The 25,543-nt window shown below is 40.8% G+C and carries 16 protein-coding genes; 2 read left to right on the forward strand and 14 right to left on the reverse strand.

What is annotated here, in order from left to right:
- Positions 1-12: 12 nt before the first annotated feature.
- From G602_RS0107575 to G602_RS0107630, 12 genes are all read right to left on the reverse strand, one after another.
- Positions 13-1,722, reverse strand: a complete 1,710-nt coding sequence (locus G602_RS0107575) for an SGNH/GDSL hydrolase family protein (protein ID WP_026658459.1) — start codon at positions 1,720-1,722, stop codon at positions 13-15.
- Between the two features lie 242 nt (positions 1,723-1,964).
- A complete protein-coding gene (locus G602_RS0107580) occupies positions 1,965-2,921 on the reverse strand; it encodes a hypothetical protein (RefSeq protein WP_026658461.1) in 957 nt (318 codons plus the stop codon).
- A gap of 133 nt (positions 2,922-3,054) precedes the next feature.
- The gene (locus G602_RS0107585; RefSeq protein ID WP_026658462.1) at positions 3,055-4,611 is read right to left on the reverse strand and encodes an ABC transporter substrate-binding protein; all 1,557 of its coding nucleotides are present in this window, start codon (positions 4,609-4,611) and stop codon (positions 3,055-3,057) included.
- Between the two features lie 157 nt (positions 4,612-4,768).
- A complete protein-coding gene (locus G602_RS0107590) occupies positions 4,769-5,815 on the reverse strand; it encodes a carbohydrate ABC transporter permease (protein WP_242835525.1) in 1,047 nt (348 codons plus the stop codon).
- Positions 5,808-6,722 (reverse strand): carbohydrate ABC transporter permease, encoded by a 915-nt coding sequence (locus G602_RS0107595; RefSeq protein WP_026658464.1) that lies wholly within the window; start codon positions 6,720-6,722, stop codon positions 5,808-5,810. Before G602_RS0107595 ends, G602_RS0107590 begins: the two co-directional genes overlap by 8 nt.
- Positions 6,723-6,736: 14 nt before the next feature.
- A complete protein-coding gene (locus tag G602_RS0107600; protein ID WP_155829727.1) occupies positions 6,737-9,313 on the reverse strand; it encodes a DUF5696 domain-containing protein in 2,577 nt (858 codons plus the stop codon).
- A 21-nt stretch (positions 9,314-9,334) separates the two neighbouring features.
- Positions 9,335-9,985, reverse strand: a complete 651-nt coding sequence (locus G602_RS0107605) for a YIP1 family protein (protein WP_026658466.1) — start codon at positions 9,983-9,985, stop codon at positions 9,335-9,337.
- Complete coding sequence (locus tag G602_RS0107610) at positions 9,985-11,508, reverse strand: hypothetical protein (protein WP_026658467.1); 1,524 nt, start codon at positions 11,506-11,508, stop codon at positions 9,985-9,987. Before G602_RS0107610 ends, G602_RS0107605 begins: the two co-directional genes overlap by 1 nt.
- 40 nt (positions 11,509-11,548) lie before the next feature.
- Positions 11,549-12,466: a carbohydrate ABC transporter permease gene (locus tag G602_RS0107615; protein WP_081675892.1), complete on the reverse strand. Its 918-nt coding sequence runs from the start codon at positions 12,464-12,466 to the stop codon at positions 11,549-11,551.
- Position 12,467: 1 nt separating this feature from the next.
- Entirely contained in the window at positions 12,468-13,406 is a 939-nt protein-coding gene (locus G602_RS0107620; RefSeq protein ID WP_026658470.1) for a carbohydrate ABC transporter permease, read from the reverse strand.
- A 44-nt stretch (positions 13,407-13,450) separates the two neighbouring features.
- The gene (locus G602_RS0107625) at positions 13,451-16,396 is read right to left on the reverse strand and encodes an extracellular solute-binding protein (protein ID WP_026658471.1); all 2,946 of its coding nucleotides are present in this window, start codon (positions 16,394-16,396) and stop codon (positions 13,451-13,453) included.
- 17 nt (positions 16,397-16,413) lie between these two features.
- Positions 16,414-17,955: an endo-1,4-beta-xylanase gene (locus tag G602_RS0107630; RefSeq protein ID WP_026658472.1), complete on the reverse strand. Its 1,542-nt coding sequence runs from the start codon at positions 17,953-17,955 to the stop codon at positions 16,414-16,416.
- 496 nt (positions 17,956-18,451) lie between these two features.
- Here G602_RS0107630 and G602_RS25725 point away from each other — a divergent pair, with 496 nt between their 5' ends.
- The gene (locus G602_RS25725) at positions 18,452-19,432 is read left to right on the forward strand and encodes a helix-turn-helix domain-containing protein (protein ID WP_044931473.1); all 981 of its coding nucleotides are present in this window, start codon (positions 18,452-18,454) and stop codon (positions 19,430-19,432) included.
- 43 nt (positions 19,433-19,475) lie between these two features.
- On the opposite strand, the gene G602_RS0107640 is transcribed toward G602_RS25725, so the two are convergent.
- Positions 19,476-21,047 carry a glycoside hydrolase family 43 protein gene (locus G602_RS0107640; RefSeq protein ID WP_044931476.1) on the reverse strand — a complete coding sequence of 524 codons (1,572 nt, stop codon included), beginning with the start codon at positions 21,045-21,047 and terminating at the stop codon, positions 19,476-19,478.
- Positions 21,044-22,516 carry a glycoside hydrolase family 43 protein gene (locus tag G602_RS0107645; RefSeq protein ID WP_081675893.1) on the reverse strand — a complete coding sequence of 491 codons (1,473 nt, stop codon included), beginning with the start codon at positions 22,514-22,516 and terminating at the stop codon, positions 21,044-21,046. The genes G602_RS0107640 and G602_RS0107645 overlap by 4 nt, the downstream gene beginning before the upstream one ends.
- Positions 22,517-22,774: 258 nt before the next feature.
- On the opposite strand from G602_RS0107645, the gene G602_RS31860 reads away from it, so the two are divergent.
- A complete protein-coding gene (locus tag G602_RS31860; protein WP_330369071.1) occupies positions 22,775-25,543 on the forward strand; it encodes a carboxylesterase family protein in 2,769 nt (922 codons plus the stop codon).

A 25,543-nucleotide genomic window follows, 5' to 3' on the forward strand; every position in this document is an offset into this window, starting at 1 on the left:
GTCCGACTCAAATCATACAACACCAAATCCAAGAATAGTAAACTTCTTTCTCTCATCACCCTTTGTCATACGTACCTCTACCTCGTGAAGTGATGCTTCAGGTCCGTTCAGAATAATGAGCGGATTGCAATGAGTCCAGCCATTTACATGCGGATCCACATCCAATACTTTCCTACCATCCACAAATACTTCTGCCGTTCCAAAATCATGTTCCCCTGAGTCTTTATTCACGATAAGTAGCTTCTTACAGCTGATTTTCATTCGGAATGGCACCGGATTATCCGAGCTTCCATCGTAGTACCAGTTGTTAGGGAACTCCGCTACAGGCACAACCTCGCTGTCCATCTCGACCATCTGCAGCATCTTATCAGTACCTGAAAATGCACCTACTGATACCTCAGCACTGCTAAGGTCCTTACTATCAATAAGGTATACCTTTTCAAAATCAGCCCCGAGAACAGGCTCTCTATCAAGAAGATTGCCCTCTTCTGCGAACTCTGTGCATTTATCAGCCTCGTCTGTCATGTCCATCAGGCAGTCACGCATCACCATATGGCCATAATTACTTGGATGATAGATATCATAGAAAAACTGCTTTTTAGATATAATTCTGCCTTCTCCCGGCATAAGTCCAAACTGGGGAGATACCGCATCTAACACACTTACCATGGGAAGCTCATATCTCTCACCGATGGGAGATAGTCTGTCCTGAAGGTTCCAGTCATATGAAAATACTGCAAATAAAAGCACAACAGCGGGTTTCCAGGGAAGTGCCAGACATTTTCTTACCAGGCTCTCATAGCATACGCCCTTTGTCTCATCACCCTCATCATTAACAGCAAATTCTATTACGATAAGGTCAGGTTTTTCCTTACCATCGCGAAGTACATCTCTCTCAAAACGGATCATGCCAAGCTCAGAAGGAGTTCCACCCACTCCTGCCTTAATAAGGTTTACTTTTCCGCCATTCGCATATTTTTCCTCAAAAGCATCCGCGTAAATACGCGCATAGCATTTTTTATGAATCGGAATAGCACCAGCTCCCTGTGTTATGGAGCCTCCGATAAAGGAAAGTGTAACATCCTCTCCCCTTTTTGCCTTTTCGGTAACCTTATGAAGTCTTTCCAGGTTACCCTTCTGCATAATAGATCTGTGTATCATCTGCTTATAAGCATCTGACTCAAAATCTATAGCACTGTCTGTAATCTGTTCCGGTGCTTCATAGCCATCGTTTAAATAAAGGCATACGTCAACCATTGACTGAATACCTGATCTGTCATATTCAAATCTGATCTGTCCCGGAACCTTATCAGTCTCGCACCAGGCAATATCTGTAAGGTCAATGACCTGCTCTGATCCGTCAGCCACAAACCTCTTGCTTACTGTTGTTGCGGGATCCCCCTGATTCTGTCCATACATCTGAAGTACAAAAGTAACCTCTTCTTTTCTGGTTTCTTCGGTTACAGACACTCCAATACTGTGCACAAGCTTTCTAAAGCCTTCTGCTGTTGTGAGCATATTAAGGATGTTTTCATCAGTTACATTACCCTGAAGCTTTGCTGAATCCGGAAGTCTGCCCATATCCTCATAAATGAACTGAATTCCTCTTCCATCGGGTTGTGGTGCAGCAAATATCTGCTTATCCTGCATTATGTAAAAATATGGTCTTTTCCTAGTAGGGTCTTTAGGGGCTACAGGTCCCTTTCTTTCTTCTGTACTCATGGTCTCCTCTTTCTGCTGATGGCTGAATCCCCTCATCCGTCAGCTTCGCTGACACCTTCCCCCCAAGGGGAAGGCATAAAATTATATATCTACTCTCTCTGAAAGGGCATAAAACTATATATCTACTCTCTCTTAAAGGGCATAAAACTATATATCTACTCTCTCTTAAAGGGCATAAAACTATATATCTACTCTCTCTGAAAAAGCATAAATTATATATCTACTCTTCCTATAATCTTATATCACGGCCATCTGCCGGGTCTTGGTTTGTTAACGGTTATTATTCCTGAGCTTTCAAGATTTCTGAGAAGGAGCAGTCTTGCTTCACCAACCTTCTCAGGCTTAAGCATGTAAAAACTATAGGTTTCTATAAGTGAAAACAGATTTCCTGTTCTACCTTCTATCTTGAAGTTATTTATACCCATAGGCACATATTTCTCCCAGATCATTTCCGGAGAAACAAATGTGGAATACTCCTGAATCGTATAAATACAGTTTTTGTCGCCATATTCGCAGGTCCAGGGCTTTATGGGCTTTTGTTTATCCTTGGGAAGTTTTCTGTTCTCAAGGGTTGTTCTCTGATTTATAGCTATATTTTTGTAGTGGTCTCCTCTGCGCTTGCAATCCGGTACACAGCAGGCGTTTATAAGCACTTCAAGCTTCTCTTTGTGCTCAACCTCTTTAAGTAAATCCCACTTATTATTTAAATTGTAATCAAGAACTACGTATTTATAGTCCTTTTCCATCTCCTGATTAAGTGACTCAACATCACGAATCTCTTTACAGGTAGTACTGTTGAAATGATATGAAGGATATTTTTCCCTCAGGTATTTCTCCAAAATCTCTGAAAAGACAAGGACTTCATTCATTCCGTTATCGCCAACTTCCATACAGAAATTGCAGAAAGGATCATCCAAATCTTCCTCGGTAAGAAGCGGATTAGTAAAGGTATATCTGATTGGTATTCCCTTTGAATTTATAGTTTTTACAACATTTTTTACAAATCCTGCATCACATTGATCGTTTCCTAAAAAACGTCCTCCGTTCCACAATGCAAGGGGAAATGCTCCAAAAAATGATGCAATCTCCACTCCTTCTCTGAAATATTCAGGATGCTGCTCCATCATGCTTATCCAAAACATGTTTAACGGGAAATTATAGCGTAATCCCGGAAGATGAAATTTAACCTTGTTACTCATAACTTATTTCTCCATTTTTACTGAAAATAGCTTTTCTCTCGCGAAATCCCTACGCTCGCGCAAATTGGATTAAAAAAGGGGCGACCATTCAAAGCCGCCCCTCAAATTCTCTACTTATCTGGTTAAGCAGATATTATTTATTTGCCTCATCAATGTAAGCCTTCCATGTATCAGCAATAGCTTCAACCTGCTCAGAAACAACACAATCAGGTGTGATGTTCCAGATGAAGTCTGAACCAATGTTCATGTTAGGAATCATGCCGTGGTAAGCAATTGTGCCGTACTCAGGCTGAGTCATCATTGTGATTGTCTCGTCAACAGCTCTTGTATCGAAGATACCGTTACGTGCTGTTGAGATGTTACCATTGAAGTCCTCATAGCCTTCAGGCTGGTTTGTCCAAAGATCCCAAGCGAATGCAAGCTTCCAAGCCTTGTCAGCATCATAGCAAGCAGGAATTGCAACCGGGTTGTTTGTCCATACGTTGATGTAATTCTTACCCTTAGGTCCCTTAGGGAACATTACGAAACCAACTTCATCAGTCATATCCTCAAGGAAGTTACCAGGGCATCCTGCGTACTCATCCTCTACAAGGAAAGCTGCCTGACCGTTAAGGAACTGCTCTTTGTAGTAATCCCACTCAGCTCCCTCAGGATTAGCCTTCTCTGCATCGTAGTTAGAGAAGATCTTTACTGTCCACTCAAGAGCTTCAAGTGTCTCAGGGCTCTCAAGATCATATGTGTACTTACCGCTTGCATCCTTACCTACGATGTCACCACCGTTTGCAAAGATAGCTTCAGTTGTCATAACACCTTCGTTAAGTGTCATACCATAAACATCGATAACACCATCGTTGTCTGTATCGCGCTGAACCTTGGAAAGGAGATCTTCGAAAGCATCCCATGTCCATGTTCCGTCTGCCTGCATGTCATAAATTGACTCAGGATCGATACCAGCTTCTGTAAGAAGTCTCTTGTTGAAATATACACCTGTTCTGGGCTCTGAATAGCCAGCATACATAGCATAGATGTGACCATCCTTACCATACTGCTCGTGGAGCAGGTTTCTCTGGAACTTATCCTTGCTGAAATCAAGGCAATCAAGTGTTGAAAGATCATACATAAGTCCGCTGGAAATAGCAGATGTAATAGCCGGATCATCACGAAGGATCCAGATATAGTTCTCATCGCCACCTGTTGTAGCGTAGTCTACGAAATCTGCAGGTGTTGAACCCCAGTCAGAAATAGCCTGCTGCTTGATTGTGAAGTTGTAGGTCTCCTGAGCCCAATCTCTGTACTCCTGCTGAGCCTCTTCATAATCGTTTGCGGGTTCTGTCGGGTCGCCTGACCACCAGTCACGAATGATGATTTCCATACCGCCGAGATCGATAGGGTTACCATCTGCATCTGTCTTTACTTCATAGAGATCGCCGCCTTCAGAAGATTCTGCCTCTTCTGTGTCCCCAGCGTCTTCTGCATCAGCAGTCTCAGCGTCAGCATCTGCATCAGCTGCATCTTCTGTTGAAGCTGCTTCGTCAGTTGTCTCTGTAGCAGTTGTGTCCTCAGTTGCCTCTGTAGATGTTGCTGTAGTAGCGTCGCCACCATTTGATGTTGCGCCACATCCAACAGCACTCATAGTCATTGCTGCAAGTGTAATAGCAGCTGTAACTTTTTTGGTTAATGCCCTTTTCATTTTCTTCCTCCTTTGAAAGTGAGATATTTGTATCCCTTTTTGTTATATAGAAGCCATCTGCCCCGGCGCATTCCCGGGTGCTGCCAGAGCAAATGGGCATTCCCATAAGAAAATTGTATTATTTTACTCTTCCGTTCCTTCTGCGCGAAGAGATTTTTTACATCTTAATACCTGTATTAGCAATACTCTCAACGAATGCACGCTGTGCGAAGAGGTAAAGGATAATCAATGGCATGATGATCATCAAAGTACCTGTCGCAAGAATACAGTTAGAATATGCAACCGATATTGTTGTCTTTACACCATTGATACGCTGAATGTATGCACCAAGACTATCAATAATTCTGGAAAGGCTGGTACTTACAAGCTTTGTATTTCCAAGGAACAGTCTTGAATAGAATCCGTCTGTCCACTGCCAAACAAAGGCAAACAGGAAACATGATGTAATAGGCGGCTTAGCCTGAGGAAGCATGATGCTTACAAAAGTCTTAAGCATTCCGCAACCATCAACATATGCAGCTTCTTCAAGATCTACAGGAAGGCCTCTGAAGAACTGTCTGATAATGAAAATGTACAGTCCGTTCTTAAGTCCCATGCAGCCTGCACTCATAAGGTAATAAGGAATTGCCGAACCTCTGAGGTTTAAGGTGCTTCCGGTAGTTAGTTTAACCAGGCCCAAAACATCGAAGAATCTGAAATGCAAGTGAAGTGAACTTGCAATTGTCTGCGGCGGAATAAGGATTACAAGGATAACTGCTGCAAACCAAAGCTTTTTAAGCGGGAAATCAAATCTTGCAAATCCATATCCTACGAGTGTACAAACCGCAATCTGTAACACTGCTATCGTCAGAGCTATAATGATTGAATTAACAAGTGCCTGGCTGTAATTCATAAGCTCTGCAGCAAGTCTGTAGTTTTCAGTTGTGAAATGTTCAGGTATTGCTATAACAATAGGATTGTATAAATCCTTCTCTGTCATGAAGCTTACAGAGATCTTGTTTAAGATGGGCTGCAGGATCATGAAGCACATTCCGAATAACAGAATAAATCTTACGATACTGACACCAATATCCATTATACGCTTTTGTAAGAGATATCCACCAGAAAGTCTGTTTCTTTCCCAAAAATCTCTGTCTGCGTGAACATTTGTATTCTTTTTGTTTTCTTTGGCACTCATTTTCTGTGCTAATGCCATATCAGTCATAGTAATAAACTCCCTTCGAGATAACAAGAGATGTAATTCCGACAAATGCTAGTACAACCAAGAAGTAAATCCAGGACATTGCTGAAGCATTACCATACTGCATCTGCTCAACCATAACCTTCTGAATCTTCTCAATAACTCCGTTATCGGAACGCATACAGAAATCTACTACGGTGTATAACCAGTTAACAAGGAAAAGTGAACTGATCATAGGGAAAGTAATCTTCCAAAGGCTCTCCCACTTTGTACATCCCTCAATATCAGCTGCTTCATACATACTTGATGATATGCTCTGAAGTCCTGACAGGAAGATAATGATCTGGATACCTGAAGCAATTGCTACATCATAGATGTTATCAATAACCTCGAATACCTTTTCATAAGCCCTTACACCGACACCTGCTGTACGAAGGACACTCTCAAGAGCGGCTGTTACGCTAACGCCCTGTGTTGTCTGTTCAATTGTCTGTGCAAGAGAAGCCATGAGCTGGTTGTTTGATTCAAGTCCTACGATTACACCTGATGAAAGGATAACCGGAAGGAAGAATATTGCTCTTACAAGCGCACGTCCCTTGAACTTCTGATTAAGAATCAGAGCTACAAAGAAACTAAATACTATGATTGCGAGTGAATACACTATCATTCTTGAGAGCTCTTCAACCAATAGTCTGTTGAATTCCGGATCTACTCTGAAAGCATATATGAAATTGGTAAGTCCAACCCATGTTTCCTTAAAATCTCCGGCTCCAAGTTCGACGTTGCAAAAACTCATATGAAGTGACTGCCAAAGCGGCTTTACCATAAATACCAGAAATCCAATAATAAAAGGTGCTATGAATGCATATCCGGCTTTTGCTTTTCTCTTTTGCAGTCCAACTATTTTCTTCTTTTGCATCTGCTTTTCCATAAAACCATTTCCTCTCATCTGACAACCAGATAATCTCTGGCAGGAACTGTCTTTCCGTCCGGTGTCTGTGCATCACTGTATCCGTAATTTACATAGACATTTGTTCCATCCGCGTACTCTGTGCGGGATAAATCTTCTGTAATGTTCTCGTGATCAACCATTTCCTGATTGAAAGTATGTCCAAGTTCGTTGTTATATCTTGTGCAGATATCAACCATCTTATCTTTCCATGCAGAATAGGTTGCTCCGTAATAATCTGTGTAGAGTGTCTTCTGTGTAGCAAATGAAGTTTCATTCATGAATGCAAAGTACAAACCTGCGCCATATTCTGCGCTGTAGAGAACTTCATTTTCCTGATTGCCACCGATATTTACCGGATCTCCTGTGTAGTTAACTCTACCGTGTACTGCTATCTGGTAGAAAGGTACACACTGGTCAAGTATTGTATACTCGCTTCCTCGTAAATCCATTCCGGTAACCATGCTTGCATAAGGAACAGCGTAGTCATTACCCATGTTGATCATTATGGGAGTTCCTTCGCTCTGAACCTTCTTGAACTCTTCCTCCTGGAGGCTCTTAACGCTCTGTCTGCTATGAGTGTTCTTTCTGTAGAAATCTGATGAAAGATCTTTACCCATATCCTGATATGAAACGCCTGCTCCGTAGGATGCTGCTGTATCAGCAAACTTATCTGCAATATTCATTGCAAGATTTGTATGTAAGAGATAATACAGATGATCTGAGTTTTCTCTCTGTGCATAGGTTATGTGGCTGTAATCATAAAGCTTAGCCTGTTCCTTACTGATCAGCTTGGCTGCATCTCTGTATGAGAAGAAACCATCAAGCAGATTAGAATCGTTTGCATACTGTGTTATTCCATCGAGATATACCTTAGCTCCGGTATCTTCTCCGGTTTTTACAAGGTTCTTTAAATCTTTCTTACTGCCAAGCGCTCCAATGGTCTTTGCTGACTTCAGTAATTTCTGATCCACACCACCGTTACACCAGCCGGTAAGCTTTACTGACATATTTTCTACGCCGCTTTCATCCAAATCCTTAATGATATCAGCTGCTTCCTTGTAGCTTGTGAGCTTAACAGGTCTCTTTACAGGTATTCCAAGAATCTGCTTTACCTTATCGATTGCGCCTATCATCTCAATTGCAACAGGTGCGCTTGTATCATCGTTCATTGAAAGAGAATCGCCATATTTATCCTGTAAATATGTGCCATATTCTTTAGCCATATCTACATAGCTTCCGGAGTTAATGAATGTATATCTTCTTGTAAGTGTCTCATCCGGGAGACTGGGAACATATTCGTAAACATCACTGTTTGCAATATCACCTACATCATACTGTTCTCTCTGACATATGCTGTATACTGCATTTACATAATTATAGCTGTTATTTTTTCCACTGATATCTGCCTGAATTGATGCATAAGGACTACCCTCTTCAAGTGTGCAGATAAAGGAATTATCACCCTCAGATACACCAAATACTCCGTAATATGCTCTGGTGTTATGTACTACTGCATCTCTGCTCAGACACATATCCCAGCCATATACATTTGTGTAGTAGCTACTCTGAGAAACTTTTCCGTTATTGAAGTTAATCAGTGCACCGCCACCTTCAGGAACAAACATGTATCCATCTTCATCCTGGCCGCCTGCTCCGAAGTACGGAAGAGGTGTAAGTGTGTAGATCGGTGAATCCTTCTTATATTTCAGATCCTTCATAGGGATCTCTACAACAAGATCATTTCCTTCAAGCTTATAAACAACGCTTACATTAAAGATGGGCTTATCAGAATTCTTTACTGACATATCCTGTGCTTTATCTGCAAGATAATCATCATATGTATATCCTGCATCCGCAAAAGACTGTTCCATCTTCTTTCTAACATTTTCCTTTGTCTTATCACGAAGGACATAAATAATGTTATTTTCAAGAATCGGATAATTTGCAAGTAGCTCGTCTTTATTATCCTTTTTGCCAAGCTTGTTTATATCGTACTTTTTATAGTACTGCTGGATAAAGTTAACTGCGTCCTTATCCATCTTTGAAAGCCAGCCATCAAGACTATCTTTCGTGATTACCGGAGGGATAACATATTCTTTGATTACATCACCCAGTGAATAATCTACTCTTAACGAGTCACCATCCTGTGTAATGTTGTAAATCTGGTTCGCTGTACTGTAGGTATGCGTATCATATGTTGTCTCAAGTCCGGTTACTACTGCGTATGACATAATGAGAGGAGACTGAAGATTTGCTTTTTCCTCAGGAAGAGCAACTGTATCATTTGCTGCATTCTCCGGATTTGATCTCCAAACCTTGCCGGTTTCCTTAACAGTCAGTGTAAACTGTGTTGTTAAAGGATCCATTTCAAGCTTCAACTTGTCATTCTCAAGGACTACCGTGTCTTCTCCGCCTTCGTAAGAATACGGAACAATAGCTTCCTCATTATCATTAGAATTTTTATGATTTATTATGAAAAGTACGGCAGCTAATATCAAAAGGCATATTATTACAGGAGCTGCTAAGCTCTTTAATATCTGTCGTATTTTCTCTTTCTTCATATCTTTCATGTCTGCTCCCATCCGTAATTCCTATAGTCGGAACAATAATTCCTTACCCAGAGATATAAAGTAGGAAACTCCCTGAGATATCATACTGAAGAAGATCATCAGTATGAAAATCATAACAAGCATTGCAAAAAGTGTTGCAACTGTAAAAAGTAGGTTCTTACCTGCTGAATACTCGTGTATCTGTCCCATAGCTGCTATAACAAGGAGTGCTGCCCAAACCAGTGATATTGCACTCACCATAGCGTAAAACTCTTTTTCATCCACAGTAACAAAGTTACTAAAGATCATAAGTGGGAATTGAATGAGCGGGTATGGTGTAAATGCGTAACATGTGGCCATATATACCTGCCCTAAACGTCCTTTACCATCAAACAACGTTGTTAATCCCCAGTTTCCTACAACCCAGAGGGACAAAGGAAACAGAATACTTGCTATGTATAAGAAGATGTTCAGGTCTTCCCAATATACTGTCATGAATATGAAACTCGTATATCTGAGCTTTAATATTCTTATGAGCACTGTAGCAATCAGTATGGTGTTGGCTGCTGCATAGGTTCCTCTTTTTTCGTGTGTCAGATCCCAAAATCCGTCAAGCGGATGTGAGATACAGTAAAGAGCAAACTTCAGCGAGTCAATATATCGATCATATTTCTCTTTTGTGATAGCTGCCATTATTTTTCTCCGTCCTGTAAATTCATGAAAATATCTGCAGTGTCAATCTCATGCTTGATTCTCTTAATTCTTCCGGATCCAAGCGGGATTAAGAACAGTGCCAGAATAACAAGTACAATCCAAACAATATGATCTTCTACCCATTCCTTACGATACTGCTTATAAGCTTTGGAATAGTTCTCATCGTCATATTTAAGCTCGAAGTACTCCATTGCTTCCTTATAACGTTTCTGGCGAAGAAGAGATCTTCCTATTCCTATGTATGCCAGGTCGTAGTTACCATTCTGGTTCATTACGTTTTGCCAGGACTCACCGGATTCTGTGTATTTACCCTGATCAAACTGTTCTATTGCGTTATAAACCATTTGACCAAATTCTGTAGGAACAAATACTGTAATAGAATTATCTAAAGCATCTACTACATATATATCGTGACCTATGCAGTCAATAGCTGTAGGTTTACGGAAGTATCCATTCATATTACCGTTTCCACCGTAGCAGAATACGATATTACCCTGATCATCATAGCCAAAGCATCTTCCACGGTTCCTATCAAGACATACATAGATGTCATTTGTCATGACGGTAACATCTGTGAAAACCGAAGGTCCTTCATATCCACCGCCGGAACCCCAGTAAAGGTCACCCAGAATTCCCCATTCTCCGTTATGAACAAGAATGTCATTTCCCATAAGGTTAAGCTTTCTTACCGCATTATCGGTTTTTGAAGCTTTGTCCTCGTTTATTGCCATTGTTGCATATATGAATCCTTCATAATCCATGAAGATATTCTCATATTCGGTAGGAACAAAAGATTCCATCTTAGCTCTCTGTTCCTGAGAAGCAAACTTTTTCCAGATATAATCAGTCCAGTCAAAAGTAACAGGAGTTGCTCCTACAAAGCCCGAGAAAGATCCATCAGCTTCATACTTTATAAGACCTTTGTTAATACCTGTTGCAATACAGTAAACTCGACCTGCTGTATCAATTGCGAGTTTCTTGGGCTGGAAAACAAGACTGGGATCAAGTGTATTATCATCAGGTTTTGTGAATTCCATAATGTAATTCAGATCCTTATCGAGTTTTAATACTCTCGCATTACCCTGATCAGCGATGTAAAAATCTCCCTCTTCAGAAACAGCAACGTCTGTTGGATTGGAGAAAGTCTTAACTTCGACATCTCCCTCAAAAGAATCGATGATTCTTACAACCTCCAATTTTTCGGCTGAATCTCTTTTAAGTTCGATAATACGATTGTTTCCGCTGTCACAAAGGTATATAAAATTGCCATAAGTGAATATTCCATCAGGACTCTTTAAGTTTGTATCAAGTCCTAAGTCTGATCCTGTAAACACCTTACAAACATTGTAGAAATCAGGACTTTCCTGAACATCTCCCCAATAATCGTAATTGTAGGTGTATCCATATTCACCTGCGTATGCCGTCAAAGGAGTGGCCGTAACTACCATCATTCCTGCAAATATTGCAGCAGCTCCTTTTACGATTTTTTTCATAGTCTGCATAACTAACACCTTTCCAAGTATGGTATGGTAATGTCTTTTATCAATCCTTAAGACCTGAACTAGCCATTGTCTCGAGGATCTGGCTCTGAGAGAATACGAAGATGATAATCGGAACGATCATTACTACAACCAGTACGGCTGCACCCTGACCTGTTCTTGCAATACCACCACTCTGAATCTGCTGAAGTGCAAATACCAGTGTCTTCTTTTCCTCTGAATAAATAAAGGTTGCTGCTCTGTCATTCCAGAGTCTCTGTACTGAGAAGATGATAAGTGTCATCCAAGCGGGCTTAACATTCGGCATTACTATTCCTGCAAATACCTTCCACTCATTAGCTCCATCTATCTTGGCAGCTTCAATAAGTGATGTGGGAAGACCTTCCATGAACTGCTTCATAAGGAAAAGCCCCATAGGTGCTGCGAATGCCGGTATAATGATTGCCCAGTATGTATCAATCCATCCGAGTTTGTTTAGAATGATGTAGTTCGGGATGGCTGTTACATAACCGGTGAACATCATAGCAACTGTTACTACTTTGAAAAATGCCTGATTTCCGGGGAAATCATACTTAGCAAGTACAAACGCTGCCATTGATGAAATTATCAAATGTCCGAATGTTCCTACAAATGTGATAAACACTGTATTGAACAGATATCTTGAGAAGGTAACCCAGGATTTTCCCATTGTTACGAACAGATCTGAGAAGTTATCCAATGTAGGATGCTTCGGGAAAATCGTTGGCGGGAACTTAAACAGTTCATCCAAAGGCTTCAAAGCACTACTAACCGCATAAATAATCGGGAATGCCATTACAAAAGCCAGAAACAATAAGAATAAATATAGGAAAATGTCACCAATTATTGAGCGATTAGGTTTTCTTTTCTTAATCAGTTTCTTACGATAAACCTGTTCCTTCTCTGCTTTTTCAATTTTTTTCTTGCTACTTTCTTTACTCATGTCAGGTTCCTACTCTCCTTAAGAGACTTTGAATTGCTTTGTTGCATAAGATCATCATCAGGAACAGGATAGTTGCTATTGCACATGCATATCCCATCTCATATCTTGTTGAACCGTAGTCAATAAGGTGCGCTACGATTGTTCTTGCTGCGTAATCCGTACTGGGGAATCCGCAAAGCTGCATTGTAACATCAGCAACGTTGAATGCCTGTGTTATTGACATAACCGCACCGAACATAAGCATAGGCTTCATGTTGGGCAGCGTAATGAACCAAAGCTCCTGCCAACGGTTCTTAATACCATCCATGTATCCGGCTTCAAACTGTGATCTGTCAACGCCCTGTAGACCAGCTACGAAAGCAAGGAATCCTGAACCAAGGCTCATCCAGAGGATAACTACCATACAAATAGGTAACATATATGCCGGATTTACAAGCCATAGGATTGGTTTATCAATTATTCCCATGTTCATCAAAAGTGCATTTACATGACCATACGCATCACCTCTGAAAAGTACAGAGAAGATAACGAAACAGTTACCCGCGATTGACGGTGCGTAAAACACTAAGACCGCTATACTTCGTACCCATCTTGGCAATTCATTTATCAGCCAGGCAAAAAGGAAGGACATTATATAGCCAAGAGGTCCGGTAATCACTGCAATCAACAATGTGTTTTTCACACCGATTAGGAAGATGTCGTCCTGCAGAATCAGGCTGATATAATTCTGCAGACCGATAAATCGCGGTGCTTCCAATACGTTATAATATGTAAAACTAAAATATATGGATGCCAAAACCGGAAAAATGTAAAACATTGTAAACAAAATCGCGTAGGGTGCCAGAAAGAGATAGCACATTTTTCGATTTTTTGCTTTTTTATATGCCACCTTTGCTTCATGTTTTCGCAAGGTGAAGTATTTTTGAAGATACTCTTTCATTCTTTCTCTCCTAAATTTCTCGGATTAGTGTGCTTATGCCTTCTTTATTCAAGTGGCATTCCGAACTCTTTCCTCTTCTTCACGATCTCTTCATCTATCATGATTGAGTAATCAATGATTGTTTCTCGTGAATCAACTTTTTCATTTATTACCTTACGGATCGCGTTGGAAATGTGACGTCCTGTGAAATATCCACCGGGAACTTCTCTAATTCCAACTGTCTGATCCCACTGATCATCAAGTACTTCTATATCATCTGCGCTCCAGGACAGATTTCTGAATGCATCTCTGTTTGCTGTAGCATATCTTGCAGAAGATCCAAGTAGGGCCTCGATCTCTCGACCGAATCTAACTTGTGTATCCGGTTCTGCCCACCACTTCATGAACTCCCAGGACTGATTCCTAAGCTCTTCATCCTCAGTTTTGATCATCATAGTCGCACTACCTGTGATGAAGTCTGAGCGGTTGATAGTACCATCCGGCATCTCTGTTCCGGGGATAAGTGTGAAGTCCCAAAGGCCTCTGATCTCCGGTGCTGATACCATAAGTGTGTTATATGTTGAGTACGGAGAAATACCTATCGGCATCTCACCTGATCTAAATCTACTTACAAAGTCATAAATAACCGGCAGACCATAGTCATTGAAGTATCTTACATAATCATCAAATGCTCTGACACCTGCTTCTGTATTGACTGTTGTCTTTGTACCGTTTTCATTGTACATATCCCCACCATACTGATAGAGAAGTGAGAAGTACATTGAAAGATCCGGCTGGCTCGACATAATTGATGTTGATGCCTGTGCAGCTCCGCTGTTACCGGCTGCTGTCGGAATTCCTACTGAAAGGTTCTTACCCTGGATTGTAGGCATCATTTCAATAAGTTCCTGCCATGTCTGCGGAGGTTCAAGTCCCAGTTCTTCAAGTACGTCCTTTCTATAGAACATAACATTGAAGGTCTGTGTCTCCGGGAGACCATAAATATGTCCATCAAGTCTGTACTGCTCGTATGAACTCTCTGAATAGTGAGCAATTACATCCTGCCAGTCAGGGAACTGTGTAATATCCTCAGCTGCACCACGGAGTGCGTAGTTGACAGGCTGGTCTGCTCCTACGGAAAGAACTACGTTCGGTCCTCTTCCTGCAAGTACTGCATTAAGAAGCGCATCCGGAGCAACAATTTCTACGTTAACCTTTACTCCGCTTTCAGGTGTGAACGTATCATCTACCATGGACTTAAGGATTGTACCCTGATCACGTCCGGTAAGTATCCATACCTTTACTACCTTATCTGATCCATTTGAATCATATACATCACCGACTGAGTTATAATCTACAAAGAAGGATGCAACGAAGGATTTAATCTCATGTCCGCTCTTTGTAAAGAAATTTGCTTTATCTTTCTTCGGTGATACTCCGGTTCCTGATACTACCAGATAATCAATATCCAGCTTTGTATCACTCATATTAAGTGACGCTGTACCAAGTGCAGTTATGTTATCCTTAAAGGATGTAAACTCTGTTGTAATCTTCTGAGGCTTAGCACAGAATCTTTCAAGCTGCTGTGCAACAGTCTGTGCAGAAGCTATCTGGTCTGCTTTCTGTCCACTGTATGCAACCATATCATCTACTATTTTATAGAGACGCTTGGATTCAAGATCCATAGCCTGCATGATTTCCGGATATGTCTTTTCTATATGATAGTCTCTGTAAACATCCGGCGTTGCACCTGTATATACAAGGATTCTTCTATATATCTGATTAAGTCTGTAGGTTGAATCCTCAAGTTCCTGAAGTATTTCACCAACTCCACCGAGAGTTGCTTCTAATCTAATAGTATGTGTTCCCTTTGTAAGGAAAATGTTGTAAGGTGTTCCGTTATCATCTGCAAGTGTCAGGCAATCCCAGTCATTTGCGAACGGGAATGACACTTCATTTAACTCATCAAAAGGAACCTCACCATCTATAAGAACTCGTCTGTTTGATACGATACCTCTGGAGTAATTCTGACGTCCTTTTACCATTATGTTGTAAAGGCCATCTTCGGGAACATCTATGTTCCACTCAATCCACTGTCCTGAGCTTCTCCATGTATCTCCTCCAACATAGTTGAGAACTGTATGAGTTACGCTGTTAGGAACAGTTGTAGGTGAAGATCTGTCATACTTAGCATAAAGTGATGATTCTGATCTTAATGTTGAAGCTTCACCCTGAACAGTCTGCATGTATGTCTTTGCTGTATCGGAACCATCTTTTCCTGCAAATTCTGCTGAATACTCTTCGTAGGTCTTCGCTTTCTCTATTGCCTTCAACTGAAGCTGAGTTATCAGCATTGGCTCGTTAGCAGCTTCAATTGTCAGCTCGTTTTCACCTTGTTCGAAAAAGAACTGATAAGGTTCTGTAATGAATCCCATATCATCTCTGAAGTAAGCTTTCTGCCAGTCAAAAACCTCTACCTGTGTAGGTCTTATTTCATTCTTCTGATTATCAACCTTAACTTCGCCGCCATCTGCCCAGATTCTTGTAAATGTAATGTTCTTTGCATCTTCAAAAGGAGCTTCGCCATTTATGAAGACTGATCTCTCAGCAGCAACTCCTCTTGACTCAGGCAGGAAGTAATTTATATAGAGGTTATATAATCCTGCTTTTGGAACATTGACCTTCCAAGTCACTTTTGATCCTGTTCCTGTATAAAGAGCTTTATCTGCATCACCCTCGGGATTGTTCTCTTCATGAACATCTCCCTCACTCTGATTGTTATACAGATCCACATCTATTGACTCACTCGGTTTATCTGCATCAGCATGGTCTTGCAGGTAATTGGTATATGTTCCTGTCCTCTCCATACCTTCAACATCTACCGTAAGGTCTGTTCCTTCATATTTATTATGGAAGTCATCCACATCTCTCAGCGACAGAAGCACGCAGATTCCTGCGATAACTGCTAAAACGCCGATTATTATTAAAATTGTCCTGGAAGTCTTTTTCATGTTATCCACCAAATCTCTTATTCTGCTTTTGTTTCTGCAAATACCCAGAAACTCGGTTTAGGCTCATATTTACTATCAAACAGAAGCGGGCATTGAGCCTGTCCTGATTTATTTCCGCCGCCCACATTTGATCTGAACTGAAGCCATGAATACTTATCAATTGTTCCCCAGAATGTCATTCCGGTCACCTTGGCTTCTCCTGAATTCTGCGCTGCCTGAAGTGTATAATATAGAAGATTGTATTGCTTTCTGTTCTTCTCATATTCTGCTTCCACAGATTCCGGATCTGAACTGTCATACTGATCACTTGCGGATAAATCCCATTCTGTAATCTGTATATTTCCTACAACATCGCCATATGCTTTAATCGCACTCTCAAACTCTGTTGTCGATGGTCCGCTTACACTGTAATGCCCTTGCATTCCCATCGCTGTAATTCTTGTTCCTTCTCCGGGTGCTCCCTCTTCTGCTTTAACAGCTTCGAGCAGTTTTATGATTCCGCCTCGCTTTTTAACATCACACTCGTTATAGTCGTTGTAGTAAAGCTCAAGGCTCTCAGGCGCATATTTATTTGCGTATTTAAACGCATTAATAATGAAGCTTTCATTCTGATATACATGCCACCAACTGGAATTTCCTCCGTGAGTGTCCTCTGAAAGATCTTCATCAGGCCTTTCTGTGTCTGTCCTGTAGGTTCCTGTCGAATCTGAAACAGCTTCATTCACAACATCCCAGCCATAAAACAGATCTTTGTACTTACTGTCTTCACCAACGAAATGTTCAAGAACTGATTTAATGTACCATTCCTGACGCTTATCCATCTCATCGGCAGATACGTACGGTTTTTCCTTATCATAGTCTTCATGGAAGAACCATTCAGGCGTCTGTGAATGCCACAGGAGAACATGTCCTCTTACCTGTAATGACTGATCCGGATGTGTTTCATTCCATTTAAGGATTTTATCCAGGATTTTTTCCGGATTTTTAAAACTAAGTACCGGGACCGTTATCGTTTCACCATTCAACTCTGTTTCTTCCGTTCCCGGACACTTTCCATTGCTATATCCGAAAAGTGAATCCGGTTTTAATTCATTTCCCAATGTCACGCAGTTGAAATGCCTGGTAACTATGTCCCAAACTCCGAGATCCCAGGGTTCCTGACCGGTTATCGCACAGCCAAATCTGCATCCCATTGTTTCTTTTACGCTATCCTTTAATGCGGGCACGTCCTCTTCCTCACTCTCGGCAGCACTTTCATCAGTGCCGGCAATCTCCGTATCCTCTGCTTTTTCTTTATCATCTGTTTCCGCAAAGCCTTCTATATTATCTGCATCTTCTGCCATGTCTTCTTCCATATTTGAGGCATTTTCAGCAAATTCTTCCAAATTCTCATCTTTTTTATCTGAATTATCAGATGTTGCGGAAATTTCATCTGCGCTTTTTGTATCAGTAGTGCCTCCAGTTGAAGGCTGGCCGCATCCTGCGCTGATAATTGCTGCTGTTGCAAGCAATACCGCTGCTCCAATCCTCCGGCGCTTTATAAGATCATATTTCTTCATGAAATATTCCTTTCTACTTCTCAAAATTTGCTAAAAGTCTTAAAAGCTTTGCTGTTACTACAGCATAGACGTTTATTAGGTATTGTGCTTATCATATTTTGCTTTTCCATACGCGCTTATTGCTATATAGTTTCCAAAATCTCCCTCCACTTTTTGTGAATATTTTACAATATCATTATTTTTGTTTCATCTCTTGTTTATAATTATTTTATATGTAGAACATATTTCGTTCATAATAGCAAAATATGAGTGTAGTATGTTACTGAATCTTTCTTCCTTTTTGTTGCTATTTACTTCTCAATTATTGCTTTTATTAGCACAAATTTTAGCACTATTTCTTGTAAGCATTTCACAAACTTGCTAAAATAGGGCATTTTCTATTTACTACATCCCGCAATATATGCTAAAGTACGAAAATATAAGATTGCGTTTCGCAATTATTGCATAATCAATGCAAATATTTGTTTATCAGATTTTGAGATTTTAAGAGGACGCTATGAAAAACAAAAAAGAGAACCTTAATCTGAATTTTTATCAGCAAAATACCGACTTCCGTAACAGAGTAATGGTAGCCGAGAAGGAGAACAGCATTTTCCCCAAGGACGCTTCTGTCCGCATCTGGTACAATGTGCAGACCAGCGATTATCTGCCGCATTGGCACGATGCAATGGAAGTAATCATTCCTATAGAAAACTATTATGATGTAGATATCGACAACGAACCTCATCATATCCTTCCAGGAGAGATCCTTATGATTTCTCCCAGAAAAATGCACCATTTACACGCGCCGGAAAGCGGAGCTCGCTTTATATGCCTGTTTAATGTAGATTTCTTTTCACAGGTTAAGGATTATACCGGTATGCTCTTTGTGAAAAACAGTTGTATACATATCACACCTGAGACATACGCTCCTGTTTATAGTGAAATTTACGATCTCTTTACTCAGATTTGGAACGAATATTTCCAAAATACAGAATTTTACGAATTCTCAATATATGCAAATCTTCTTCAGGCATTCACTCTGCTTACCAGATGCCAGCTTAATCAGATACATCTGTTTACAGAAAGCAGCCCGAATAAGCGCAGGGACTATTTCACAAGACTTAATGGAGTTCTCGAATACATAGATGAACACTACACCGAGGATCTTACACTTGATGAAGTCGCTGATTTCAGTGGATTCTCCAAGTTCCATTTTACAAGGCTTTTCAAGGAATATATGAATTGCACTTTTTATGACTATTTGATAGGAAGAAGAATTAAAGCATCCGAAATCCTGCTCTCACAGAACGATCTATCAATAACAGACGTTGCGCTTCAGGCAGGATTTTCAAGCATTTCAACCTTTAACAGGACATTTAAAACAAAGAAAGGCTGTACTCCGGGAGAATACAGAGCACTGTTCAGGCACAACAAGAATACTACCGATGATGGGCCTATTTCAGAAGAGGATGCAGTTGCAACCAGAATTATATAGTTTATAAAAATAAAGCCTTCCCAAAATGGGAAGGTTTTATTTTTTAATACACTTCATATTTAAAATCAGAAAACGACACTTTTCCACCGGAATTCTTCATACTAAGAATAAATAGCGCAAACCTACATCCCACAAAATGTGCAAGTGTAAATTGAAGACTTTTTGAGAATGGAACAGGTTTAAACTCATTTTCTGAGAGTTTCTTCCAAAATACTGTCGCATTTCCCACAGGAGCATAGGTATTTGCATCTACCCTAAATACATAAGACTCCTCATCTCCCAACGATTGCGTGTATTTCACAACTTCATCTCCATTTTCTTTCGATATAAGGAGCAGTTGCTTTCCATCATCAGTTTTTTCTATTGCGAGATAGCAATACTCTTCACACAGAATTCCAAGGCCTGCCCTGTCTCCGACTTTGAGCCCCGATGCATTTACAATAACACTTGCTCTGCTTCTTGGCAGCGTCATTCTCTGCGTTAATGTATTTATCGCCTGATCAAATTTGTCACAAATTCTATCTGTAGAAAGAACAAGTTCTCTTTTTCTGGTATCCACTTTTACAAGAGATATCTCCGGCTGATGGTTCCATTGCCAAAAGCTTCTCATTCCAAAGCTGTCAAAAGCAGCATCCGTAGTTACTCTTCCATCTTCAGTATTGGAGATTTTGCCGGTCTTGCTAAAGTCATCACTTCCGGTAAGTGATAAATACTTATGATCAGGATTTGTGTTACAAATTTCAATCTCTGACGGAAGTTTTCCGTTCTCTTCTATGTAAGGGTTTGCACCTTTAAAACGTAAAGGAAGCAAGAACGGGGTTCTTCCAACACCGCCTCTATCCTGGAAAAGCATCGTGAACCAGTGTCCTTCCGGAGTATCTACTATTCCTCCCTGAGCAACACCCTGTCCGAAATACCCCATATCATCACAGAAAAGCTCTCCGCCACGGAATTCTCCTTCAAGCGAAGTTGCCATAAAATAATTCTGAGTTCTCATCCATCTGTCCGGAAGCGAATGAATAAGAAAAAGATAATATCTGTCATTAATCTTATAAAAATGGCATCCTTCGTAACCAAGTCTGGGGTTATTCTCATCTCTTAGAAGAACCCTTTGAAGGCCGCCTTTTTTAGGTCCTTTAAGCTCGCTGTCCAATTCCACAAGCTTAATCTCTCTGTTGCCAAATGCTATAAAAACCCTGTCACCATCAAACAAAATGCTTCCATCGTGATAAAAGCCGTCTATGTATTGTTTTTTCCATGGTCCGTTTATTGAGTCAGCTTTGTATAAATATGTTTTCTGCGTATCATTAGCACAGAAGCTTAAATAAAAGCATCCGTTATGATATCTGAGACATGGTGCCCACATGCCTTTTCCATAAATATTTTCCCCATTGCTAAGGCATTGTCCCTCAGTGCTATCAAGTTTGTCATAAACGTATGCTGCATGCTCCCAGTGTAGCAAATCATAAGATCTTAATATTTCGCACCCCGGAAAAAAATGCATTGTTGTTGAAGCCAGATAGTATACATCTCCCACTCGGATCACATCAGGATCCGGATAATCCGTTGGTATTATCGGATTAATTGTCCCCAAAGAAACTTTTTCACTAATCATTTTATAAATCTCCACGTAATCAAATCGTAATCTTTCCCCACGAAAGTGAAGAAAATATCATGCACTCCGCCCGGTCTTTTTTCCAAAGCCACAAACGTGTCTTCAATCTCATTGTCTGTATCCTCAATCGGAATATATGCCAAAACATCTCCTTCAGGTGAATCCAGACTTACTCTTACTGCACCTGTACCTCTGCTCTTATATTTAAGGCTTATTTCAAACGGATCGCTGTTTCCAAAGTCAGCGCCTGTAACGCTAATCCAGCTTCCATCACTTATTCCGGTGACAACCATATCTCCGGATCCGCACTTTATAGCCTCTTCACCATACTGAACTGTATCGATTCCTGAAGAATTTGACATTGTTACTGCCGATACTTCATCGTATGGATTTAAATAAGAAACCTGCTTTACTCCTGTTTTTGTTCCCTTTGAAACGGCAGGCGCATTGTCTTTTATTTCCAAAACATCTATATTAGTGCTTCTGTATCCACCAAGATATCCTTTTTCCTTTTCAAGAATTCTGGAATGGTAGGTAATATACCACTGATCCTTAAATTCAAACATGCAATGATGATTATTACCGCCAAGCCCAAAGAAAACTTCAGGATTCTTAAGAACCGGTGAGAAATGCTCAAACGGTCCCATGGGAGAATCAGAAACAAGTGTTATTATCTCACCCTGCTCAAATCCTCGCTCTTTTTCTGCTTCAGGAGTCATACTAAAATTAGAGCAATAAGAATAATAATATTTATCTCCTATTTTATTAATACCTGAATCTTCAAACAGATACGCTACATTCTCAATTGGTAAAGGATCGCCATCAAGGCTAATCATGTCTTCTCCAAGCTTTACCACCCTTGCTGTCCCCGGGTTTGATGCCTTTTCAGGACTGGGTACACCACCACCAACATACAGATAAGCATTTCCGTCATCATCCATAAGAACAGCAGGATCAAAAAGCCATGTAACCTCAGCACAATTAGGTGTTTCTCTTGAAATAAGCGGTCCATTAATCGGATCTGTAAAGGGTCCTACAGGACTGTCCGCCGTTAGCACCGCAATTCCATTTCCATTATTTGCAAAATACAGGAAAAATTTGTCTTTTCCATCTATATTCTTATAAGCTGCTGCAGGAGCCCATGAATTAGCTCCCCATTTCGCAGCACCTGTTACCGATGCAGCATAGATAGTTCCATGATCCGTCCAGTTAACAAGGTCCTCAGAAGAAACCACATTAATTGTATTTATATTGCTATAGGTATTTTCCTTTGCATCACCTTTCTCATCAAATACCGGATCATCGCCGGTCATATAAAGGTACACCCTTCCCTCATATACCAGCGCATACGGATCCGCACCATATCTCTGTATCATAACAGGATTATGCTCGGAATACTTTTTATATGCAGGACTGATCTTCAGCCCTTCAAACATCTCTTCCATTGTCTGTGTTTCAAAAACTTGCATTGCTACCTCCCGAATATTGCGAATGTCGCAAAACCCTATGTTTATCCCAATTTAATGTAATTTTATTGTTCCTGTAAGATTCTTTCCACAAAGTAATTGCTCATTTTTTTGCACAAATTGCGTAGTGCATAGCAATCTTTTGAAACGAAATAGCAAGATTCGCATAGACCATACAAAATGCAAATCATTAAAATTGATATGGGAATTACAAATTATTGGTATATTGAAGAAACTTTTTTGTATGGAGGAACAATAAACATGTTAAGACAGACTAGAGTTGAAAACGGCGAAGTAAAAGGTCTTCCCGGCTCCGACCCCAGAATTACAGTATATAAAGGTATTCCTTTTGCTGCACCACCGGTCGGAAAAAACAGATGGCGATCACCTCAGCCCTGTGAGGATTGGGACGGTGTACTGAACGCCTTTGAATATGGTCCTATTTCCATGCAGGACACACCGGGTCTTGGTACTGATATTTACTGCAAGGAATGGCATGTGGATCCCGATATCGCAATGAGCGAGGATTGTCTCTATCTTAATATATGGACGCCTGCCAAAAAGGCAAATGAAAAGCTTCCTGTGCTTGTATGGTACTTCGGAGGAGGTTTTCAGTGGGGATACACGGCAGAAATGGAATTTGACGGAGAAAAACTCGCAAGAAGAGGCATAATTGTCGTAAGCGTAAATTATCGCTTAAACCATCTCGGTTTCCTTGCTCATCCGGAAATAACAAAAGAAGCTCCTGAAGCTCCCGGTAATTTCGGCCTTCTCGACCAAAAAGCAGGACTTGAATGGGTATACAGAAATATTTCTGCTTTTGGTGGAAATCCCGATCAGATTACCATCGCAGGACAATCCGCAGGAGGCGGTAGCACTATGCACCAACTTGCCTGTGAGGACAATTATGACAAAATCAAAGGCGCTGTTGTTATCAGTGGTATGATTCACAATCCTAAAGTAACAGACGATATCTTTAGACCGCTTGACTTATCCGCCGCTGAGAAAAAGGGTGAAGAATTTTTTGATTTCATTGGAGCCAAAAGCCTTGATGAAGCAAGAAAAATTGATGCAGAAACTCTTAAAGCAAAATATGCCGAGTACGCTGCTTCACACCCCCGCATGTTCCCTATAGTTGATGGCGTTTTCAGCAAGGAGGATCCTGCTGTTAAATTCCTCGAAGGAAGAAATGCACCGGTACCTGTTATTTCAGGAAACACTACAGATGAATTCCAGATTGATGGAGACAGTAGTGTTGAAATATCCGTAAAAACCGTATTTCTTGACGCTGAAAAGAACGGAAGAAATCAGAACCACTACTATTACAGGTTCGATCCGGATATTCCGGGTGATGATACTCCCGGCACCTTCCACTCCGTAGATCTTTGGTTTTTCTTCGAATCTCTCGGAAAATGCTGGAGGCCTATGGAAGGTCGTCATTTTAAACTTGCAAGACAGATGTGCGACATGTTCGCCAACTTCATAAAAACAGGAAATCCCAATGGAAAAGGATGGGACGGCTCAGAACTTCCTATTTGGGAGCCCTATACAGATAAAAATCGCGCAGAAATGGTATTTGACGGCAGAGGTGCTGTTCCTCAAAAAGAAGGCGGTATAAGACTTGGAATTACCGGTAAAAAGCAGGCACTTAACCCCTATCTTCCTTCCTGGGAGTATATTCCGGACGGGGAACCTTACGTATTTGGAGACAGAGTTTACGTTTATGGCTCACACGATATTTATAACGGCGAGACCTTCTGTCTTGGGGATTATGTATGCTGGTCAGCACCTGTTAACAGTCTGGGGGACTGGCATTATGAAGGAGTTATTTATCCTAAAACAGCCGACCCACTTAACAAGGATGGCCATATGTGCCTATATGCACCTGACGTTACAGTAGGTCCTGATGGCAGATATTACCTCTATTATGTACTGGATAAAATATCAGTCGTTTCTGTTGCTGTTTGCGATACACCTGCAGGAAAATATGAATTCCTTGGATATGTTCACTATCCGGATGGAACAAGGCTTGGAGAAAAAGAAGGCGATGAGCCTCAGTTTGATCCAGGCGTCCTTACTGAAGGAGATAAAACCTATCTTTTCACCGGATTCTGCGGACAAGGGGACGTTTCAAGACATGGCGCTATGTTGACAGTACTTGGTTCCGACATGCTAACTGTTGAGAAAGCACCTGTAATTGTTGCTCCAGGCAGTTGTTACAGCAAGGGTACTGAATATGAAGGACATGCTTTCTTTGAAGCTCCCTCTATACGTAAAAAAGATGGTAAATACTTCTTTATTTACTCCTCTGAGGTCATGCATGAGCTCTGCTATGCTATTTCCGACAGCCCTGAGGGACCTTTCAGCTATGGCGGTGTTATAGTAAGTAACTGCGATCTGCATATTGATTCATATAAAAAGCCGGAAATGGCAATGGCAAAAGGTGCCAACAATCACGGAAGCATGGTTCAGATTGGCGAGTCATGGTATATCTTTTACCACAGGCATACCAACAATACCTGGTACAGCAGACAAGGATGTGCAGAGAAGCTCACATTCAACCCTGATGGCAGCATAATACAGGCTGAAATAACATCCTGTGGCCTTAATAACGGCCCTTTATCAGATATTGGTGAATATCCTTCATATATTGCCTGTAACCTCTTTACGGACGAGCACGCAATATATGTTGGTTCAGCAGGTCCGAGAGTTGTTCAGGATGGTGGTGATGGCGATCCAAAGATAGGATATATCAGAGAGTTTTGTAATGATTCCACAGCAGGGTTCAAGTACTTTGACATGAAAAATGTAACTGGCGTTATGATAAAGACCCGCGGTTATTTCAATGGAAAAGTACAGGTAAAAACCAAGTGGGATGGCGAAGTTCTTGGTGAAATCAATATAGAAAACCAGAATATCTGGACAGAAGGCTCTTGCAGTTTCGCACCAATTACAGGTGTTAACGCGCTTTACCTTACCTTTGTAGGAAACGGAAGCTGCTCCCTTAAGAGTTTTGAATTATTGCATTAA

This window comes from Butyrivibrio sp. AC2005 (assembly GCF_000424145.1).
In the GTDB taxonomy this organism is placed as follows: domain Bacteria; phylum Bacillota; class Clostridia; order Lachnospirales; family Lachnospiraceae; genus Butyrivibrio.